Origin of the sequence: Frankia sp. AgKG'84/4, from assembly GCF_023242965.2 — a bacterium.
GTDB lineage: Bacteria > Actinomycetota > Actinomycetes > Frankiales > Frankiaceae > Frankia.
Map to the genome: position 1 here is coordinate 1 of NZ_JALKFU020000250.1, position 7,401 is coordinate 7,401.

Sequence of the window (7,401 nt, forward strand, 5' to 3'; positions counted from 1 at the left end):
GCCCTCCTTCGCCGCCGCGTACGCGCGGCGGGCGGGCGACGGCCCGCGCCCGGGTCTGCCCGGGTTGCGCCGGCTGCTCGACGTGCTCGGCCAGCCGCAGCGGACCTTCCCCAGCATCGTCGTCGCCGGCTCGGTGGGGAAGAGCTCCGTGGTCGCCATGATCACTGCGCTGCTCGACGAGTTCGGCATCCGGACCGGCTCGCTGAGTTCGCCGGACTGGCTCGGCGCGGTCGCGCGCCTGGGCCTGACCGGCGCGGAGATCGAGGCCGACGTGCTGGGCCGCGCCTACGCGGACGTCGCCCCCTACCTGCCGCTGGTGGAGGACGACGGGCCGCTGAGCGGCTTCGAGCTGCTCGCCGCGGTGGCCTTCGCCGCCTTCGCCGACGCTCCGGTGGACCTGGCGGTCATCGAGTCCGGCTGGGACGGTTGCGCCGAGCTCGGCGACCTGGCGGACCTGCTCGCCGCGCCGGTGGCCGCGATCACCCCGGTCTCCGTTCCCGGCGAAGGGGAGGAGGACGTCGTGTCCACCTACCCGGACACCGCCGCCGTCCTCCCCGGCGCCGAGCTGGACCCGGGGGATCACCCGGGCGGCGAGGACGCGCAGGCGGCCGGGCTCGACCGGATCGCGGCGCGGGTCGGCGCGGCGATCCACGCGGATGCCCTGGTGGTGCTAGCCCAGCAGGCGCTGCCGGCCGCGCGAGCGTTGCTGCGGCGGGCGGCCGGCGTCGGCGCGACCGTCGCCCGGGAGGGCATGGAGTTCGGCGTGGTCGGGCGGCGGATCGCGGTCGGCGGCCAGATGGTCGAGCTCAAGGGCCTCGGCGGCACCTACGAGGAGCTGTTCATCCCCCTGCACGGCGCCCACCAGGCGCACAACGCCGCCGTCGCCTTGGCCACCGTCGAGGCATTCCTCGGTGGCGGCCAGAACCAGCTCGACCTGGACGCCGTACGCGCGGGTCTCGCCCGGGTGGACGGGCGGGGCCGGCTGGAGGTCGTGCGCAGTTCGCCGTCGATCGTGCTGGACATCGCCCGGGACCCGGCCGCCGCCGCGGCGCTCGCGAGCGCTCTGGACGAGGCGTTCACGTTCGAGGTATTGATCGGCGTGGTCGCCGTCGACGGCGACGAGGCGCTGGCCGCGCGCATCCTGGCTGCCCTGGAGCCGGTTCTCACCGCTGTCGTCGTCACGTCGGGGGCGGGCGCGGCGGGCCTGTCCGTTGACGACCTCGCAGCCGTCGCCACCGGCGTGTTCGGCGTGGACCGGGTCGAGGTGGCCCCGCGGCTGGACGACGCCATCGACGACGCGGTCCGGCTGGCCGAGCAGGACGTCGACCTGGGCGGCGCCGGCGTGCTGGTGACCGGCTCGGCGCCCGTCGTGGGCCGGGCGAGGGCCCTGCTCGGCTCCTGAGGCGGGACCAGGCGCGCCGCGAGGTGGCCCGGTCCGGCCATGAACGTGTCGCGGGCACCCTGTAAGTTGACGAGGGGCCCACGGGTTCCCGTCTAAGACGACGATGTCGATGATCGTGAAGGAGAACCGTGTCCGCCGAGCGCACCCTCATCCTGGTCAAGCCGGACGGCGTCAGCCGTGGCCTCGTCGGTGAGGTGGTCGGCCGGCTGGAACGCAAGGGGCTCACCCTGGTCGCTCTCGAGCTGCGCACGCTGGAGCGTTCCGTCGCCGAGACGCACTACGGCGAGCACTCCGCCAAGCCGTTCTTCGGCGAGCTCGTCGACTTCATCGTGTCCGGCCCGCTGGTCGCCCTGGTCGCCGAGGGGCCGCGTGCCGTCGAGGCCGCCCGCGGTCTGATCGGTGCCACCGACCCGGTGAAGTCCGCTCCCGGCTCGATCCGCGGAGACTACGCGCTGGAGATCGGCCAGAACCTCGTGCACGGCTCGGACTCGCCGGAATCCGCGAAGCGTGAGATCGACCTGTTCTTCCCCGGGCTGAGCTGACGCCCGGGCCGGGTGCGTGACGGCGGACGCGGGCGCCTGCCCGCGGGGTGACTCGATCAAGGTCGGCCACGCTCCGGCAGGGGGCGCGGCCGACGGTGGGCGTATCGGCTTCGTGGTTCATCCACCCCCAGCCGAGGTCGATCCGGGCCAAGAGTGACACGAGCGCCCCCACCGTCGGCAGGGCCGGCGGAGGGCCGCTCGGCGGTCTACCCTTCAAGTACCTGCCCGGAGCGTGCACGGTGCGTCGCGGTGGTCGACGATTTCGGTCACCGCGGTGGAACCTGGCGGGCGCACCGGGTGACCCCGCCCGCTCCACGAATCCTGTCCGTGCTCCACGCGTCTGTCGTTACTTGGTGACTCCGCTTACCTGGTGACTCCCGCCAACTCCCGTCGCCGTGCCGGAGGCGGCCAGGACCGCATCCCCGGGAAGGTCGGTACCCGACGATGTCCAGTTCGCTGTCGTTCCTCGGTCGTGACATGGCCGTCGATCTCGGTACTGCCAACACGCTGGTCTACGTGCGTGGCCGCGGGATTGTGCTCAATGAGCCGAGCGTCGTGGCGATCAACACCACGACCTCCGGCATCCTCGCCGTCGGCACGGACGCCAAGCGGATGATTGGGCGCACTCCCGGCAACGTGGTGGCGGTCCGGCCGCTGAAGGACGGCGTCATCGCCGACTTCGAGACGACCGAGCGGATGCTGCGCTACTTCATCCAGAAGGTGCACCGTAGGCGCCACTTCGCCAAGCCGAGGCTGGTCGTCTGCGTGCCGTCGGGTATCACCGGGGTCGAGCAGCGGGCCGTCAAGGACGCCGGCTACCAGGCCGGCGCCCGCAAGGTCTACATCATCGAGGAGCCGATGGCCGCGGCCATCGGCGCCGGACTGCCGGTCCACGAGCCGACCGGCAACATGGTGGTCGACATCGGCGGCGGCACCACCGAGGTCGCCGTGATCTCCCTCGGTGGCATCGTCACCAGCCAGTCGATCCGCACCGCCGGTGACGAACTGGACGTCGCGATCATCTCCTATGTGAAGAAGGAGTACTCGCTGATGCTCGGCGAGCGCACCGCCGAGGAGATCAAGATGGCGATCGGCTCGGCGTACAAGGTGCCGGACGAGCCCAGCGCGGAGATCCGCGGCCGCGACCTCGTGACCGGCCTGCCGAAGACGATCGTGGTGACGGCGGAGGAAATCCGCAAGGCCATCGAGGAACCGGTCAACGCGGTGATCGACGCGGTGAAGGTGACGCTCGACCGCTGCCCGCCGGAACTCTCCGGTGACATCATGGACCGGGGGATCGTGCTGACCGGCGGGGGCGCGCTGCTGCGCGGGCTCGACGAGCGGCTGCGCCACGAGACCGGCATGCCGATCCACATCGCCGAGAACCCGTTGCACTCCGTGGCCATGGGCTCGGGCAAGTGCGTCGAGGAGTTCGAGGCGCTTCAGCAGGTACTCATCTCCGAGCCGCGGCGGTAGCACGTCGAGCCGGTCTCCCCGGCCCCACCTGGGGTCATTCCGGCTGGCATCGCCGCAATGGGGAGTTCGTGTCAGATCCGGGAACGTCGCGGCGATACCGATCGTCCGACCGAAGCGACGGGCCACGGGCTGTGCCCGGCCCCTCGGCCTGTCGTGACCCGGCCGTTGTCAGCCCGTCGCGGGCACGGGCCGTCGTCCGTTGCCGCCCGGCGCCCGCCTCCTGGCGGCGCGGGACCTGAGATCTTCTTCGGAGGCCGTTGTGGGGCGTGACACGAGGCGAACCCGCCTGGTGATCGCCGCTCTGCTCGTCGTCGCGTTCACGCTGATCACGCTCGACTACCGCACGGGTCATGCGGCGACCGGGGTCCGCGGGGCCGTGCACTCCGCGCTCGGCGGGGTCGAGAACGGGGTGACCGCGGTGGTCCGCCCGATCGGTCGCACGGTCTCCTCGCTGGCCCACCCCAACCGCTACCACGACCGCGCGGACCGCCTCACCCAGGACAACGCCCAGCTACGCCGCCAGCTCGCCGACGACAAGCAGATCACCAGGCTGGCGGGGGAGTTGGCCAGCCTGCGCCTGCTCGCCGACAGGGGCCAGTACTCGATCATCCCGGCGAAGGTGATCGCGATCGGCGACGTCACCGGTACGGACTGGACGGTGACGGTCAACGCGGGGCGCGACGACGGCGTCACCGTCGACAAGACCGTGTTGAACGCCGACGGCCTCGTCGGCACGGTCGCGTCTGTGACCGCGCACACCGCGGTGATCCGGCTGGCCTGCGACCCGAACAGCCGGATCGGTGCCCGCCTCGAGCGCACCCAGCTGCTCGGTGCCGTGGCCGGTGGGCAGGGCCCGGGCTCGCTCGTGTTCACCCTGTACGACGCGTCCTTCCGGGTGCAGAAGGGTGACCGTCTGGTGACCTTCGGCAGCTTGGACTACGTCGCCGGGGTCCCGATCGGCGAGGTCACGAAGGTGACGGACGTCGGTGGCCTGTCCCGTACCGCGGAGGTCCGGCCGTACGTGTCCGTCGGCTCCCTGGACCTCGTCGGAGTGGTCGTCGGCCGGCCGCCGGCCGATCCGGGTGACCGGCTGCTGGCCCCCCGCCCGGTCGCGGCCCAGCCGCCGCCCGCCGTCACTCCCGCGCCGTCCGGTTCGGCGCAGCCGTCAGGAACTCCTGGCGCGGCCGCGCCAGGAGCCGCCCAGGGCGGGGCGGGCTGAACCGGCATGCTGGACATGTTCGATTCCGCCGAGACCATCCGGGTCCGCACGTTCGCGGCCGCGATCGGGCTGCTCGTGCTCGCCCTGGTGGCGCAGGTCTCCGTCGTCGCCCGGCTGGACCTTCCCGGCGGTCGCCTCGACCTCGTTCTCACCCTGCTGGCGGCGATCGCGCTGATCGAGGGGCCGCTGGTCGGGTCGATCAGTGGCTTTGTGGTCGGCTTGTTGGCCGATCTGGCATCGAGTCATGTCCTCGGTCAGTCTGCTCTCGTTCTGTGTCTGATCGGTTACGCTGTTGGCCTGGTGATGAATGAGGCGCAGCGGTCGGTGGCGGTCCCCCTGGCGGTGATCGGCGGAGCCAGCGTGCTGGGCACCCTGGCGTACGTGGCGATCACCTCGATCCTGGGCGAGGCGGCGCTGACCGGCGGCGAGGCGTTCACCCGCGCGATCGTCACCGGCGTCTACGCAGCCCTGGTCACCCCGTTCGTGTACCCGGCGTTACTCCTCGGCTCGCGCAGGCTGGCCGGGAACCGACGGCGGAGCGCCCGATGAATGATCGGATGCGGATCCGCGTCCTGCTGCTCCGTGTCCTGGTGTTGTCGCTGCTGGTAACGCTCGGTGCCCGGCTGTGGGTGCTGCAGATCCTCGACGGCGACCACTATCGGCAGGTGGCCGAGACGAACCGGGTCCGCGAGGTGGTGACGCCCGCGACCCGCGGCATGATTCTCGATGACCGCGGCCAGCCGCTCGTGCGCAACCGCACCTCGCTGGTCATCTCGGTGAACCGGTCGATCACGGACCGGCAGGCCGACCAGGGCAAGGCGGTGCTGGCCCGGCTGGCCTCGGTGATCGGCAGCCCGGCCGACGAGCTGACCCGGCGCATTCGCTTCTGCGGCGGCCAGGTCAGACAGCCCTGCTGGAACGGCTCGCCATACCAGCCTGTGCCGGTCGCGAAGGACGTCTCCCCGCAGCAGGCCCTCGCCGTCATCGAGCATCCCGATCGTTTCCCCGGCGTCTCCGCCGACCTGCAGGCCGTGCGTGAGTACCCGCACGGCTCGCTCGCCGCCCACGAGCTGGGCTACCTAGCTCCGGTGACCCAGGACCAGCTCGACCGGCAGGGCGACGAGAAGGGCTACCACCTCAACAGCCTCATCGGCGTCTCCGGGCTGGAGAGCACCTACGACGACGAGCTGCGTGGCGTCGACGGGGTCGAGCGCCTCGAGGTCGACAGGTTCGGCCGGGTGGCCGGCACCGCGTCCACCACCGCGCCCGCCAGCGGCGACCATCTTGTGCTCAACCTCGACCTCGGCGTCCAGCAGGCCGCCGAGCAGGCCCTGCAGGACACGATCAACTCGCTCGGCGGGGGCGCGCGCACCGCGTCCGCCGTCGTGCTCAACGTGCGTACCGGCGGGGTCGTCGCGATGGCGAGCCTGCCGTCGTATGACCCGTCGGTGTTCGTCGGCGGCGTGTCCGAACAGGACTACCAGGGGCTGTCCAACCCAGCGAACGGCATTCCGCTGCTCTCCCGGGCCTACCAGGGTTCGGGCGCGGCCGGTTCGACCTTCAAGATCGTCTCGACCGCCACCGTCCTGCAGGACCTCGGTGGGCAGCCCGACCAGAAGTACCCCTGCGCGCAGACGTTGCAGATCGGTGACCAGACCTTCCACAACTTTGACGGCGAGTCCGCCGGGCCGATCACCCTGCACCAGGCGCTGGTGATCTCCTGCGACGTCATCTTCGACCAGTTCGCCTACAACGCCTGGCTCGCCGACGGCGGCCTGCGCAACGGCCGCGGTCCCTACGCGCCGCCCAAGGAGTACTTCGTCAGGATGGCCGAGGCCATGGGCTTCGGCAAGGCCACCGGTATCGACCTGCCCGGGGAGACGAAGGGGTCGGTCGTGGACCGGGCCGGGGCGAAGGCGATCTGGGCGGAGCTGAAGGACTCGTACTGCCGGCGGGCGAAGAACGGCTACCCGGAGGAAACGGACCCGGTCAAGGCGGAACGGTTCCGCAAGTACGCCGCCGAGGCCTGCGTCGACGGGTACCTCTACAACGCCGGTGCCGCGACCCAGTTCGCCATCGGTCAGGGTCAGTACCTCGCGGTGAGCCCGCTGCAGCTGGCCCAGGCCTACGCTGCCGTCGCGAACGGCGGCACGGTGTGGAAGCCGATGCTGGCCAGGGCGGCGATCTCGCCCGACGGTAAGGTCGTGCGGACCTTCCGGCCCACGAAGACCGGCACGGTGCCGGTGTCCCAGGACGTCCTCGCCTACATCCGCAGCGGGCTGCTCGGGGTCAGCACCGAACCCGGCGGCACCGCGACCGGCATCTTCGCCGACTGGCCGACCGCCCAGATCCCGATCGCGGCGAAGACCGGCACCGCCGAGGTGGAGGGCAAGGGCGACACGTCCTGGTTCGCGTCGTTCGCCCCCGCGAACGACCCGCAGTACGCGGTCGTCGTGACAATCCCGGACTCCGGCCAGGGCGCCCAGTACGCCGGGCCGGTGGCCAAGCGGATCTACCAGGCCATCTACGGCGTTGGGCAGCCGGCGGCGATGCCCGGCGGCAAGCCCCCGGCGGCGCTGCCCCGGATCAACGCGGACGGCACGATCGCCGCGGCACCGGCTGTCGGCACGCTGAGCCCCTCCGTGCCGGCCGTCCCGGAGTCGGGCTCGCCCACCGCCGCCGCTCGCCATCGACCTCGCCGGCTGACGTAGCCGCCGCCCGCGTTCTGCTGGATGGCTGCCTCGCCCGGGTTCGGCGGGAAA

The 7,401-nt window shown here is 71.7% G+C and carries 6 protein-coding genes; all 6 read left to right on the forward strand.

The annotated features are described in order from the left end of the window. Positions 1-1,402, forward strand: a 1,402-nt coding sequence (locus MXD58_RS15845; RefSeq protein ID WP_250609460.1) for a glutamate ligase domain-containing protein, incomplete at its 5' end; no start/stop codon positions are given. Positions 1,403-1,530: 128 nt separating this feature from the next. Beyond that, positions 1,531-1,944, forward strand: a complete 414-nt coding sequence (ndk, locus tag MXD58_RS15850; RefSeq protein ID WP_248838881.1) for a nucleoside-diphosphate kinase — start codon at positions 1,531-1,533, stop codon at positions 1,942-1,944. Between the two features lie 444 nt (positions 1,945-2,388). Next, positions 2,389-3,420 carry a rod shape-determining protein gene (locus tag MXD58_RS15855; RefSeq protein ID WP_101835586.1) on the forward strand — a complete coding sequence of 344 codons (1,032 nt, stop codon included), beginning with the start codon at positions 2,389-2,391 and terminating at the stop codon, positions 3,418-3,420. A gap of 259 nt (positions 3,421-3,679) precedes the next feature. Next, positions 3,680-4,639 carry a rod shape-determining protein MreC gene (gene mreC, locus MXD58_RS15860; protein ID WP_248838880.1) on the forward strand — a complete coding sequence of 320 codons (960 nt, stop codon included), beginning with the start codon at positions 3,680-3,682 and terminating at the stop codon, positions 4,637-4,639. A 6-nt stretch (positions 4,640-4,645) separates the two neighbouring features. Next, positions 4,646-5,188: a rod shape-determining protein MreD gene (gene mreD / locus MXD58_RS15865; RefSeq protein ID WP_248838879.1), complete on the forward strand. Its 543-nt coding sequence runs from the start codon at positions 4,646-4,648 to the stop codon at positions 5,186-5,188. Beyond that, entirely contained in the window at positions 5,185-7,350 is a 2,166-nt protein-coding gene (gene mrdA / locus MXD58_RS15870; RefSeq protein ID WP_250609462.1) for a penicillin-binding protein 2, read from the forward strand. Before mreD ends, mrdA begins: the two co-directional genes overlap by 4 nt. Positions 7,351-7,401 lie beyond the last annotated feature (51 nt).

Coding starts and splice junctions, on each gene's coding strand:
- MXD58_RS15855 (WP_101835586.1), top strand. CDS start 2,389: ATGTCCAGTTCGCTGTCGTTCCTCGGTCGTGACATGGCCGTCGATCTC.
- mrdA (WP_250609462.1), top strand. CDS start 5,185: ATGAATGATCGGATGCGGATCCGCGTCCTGCTGCTCCGTGTCCTGGTG.
- mreD (WP_248838879.1), top strand. CDS start 4,646: ATGCTGGACATGTTCGATTCCGCCGAGACCATCCGGGTCCGCACGTTC.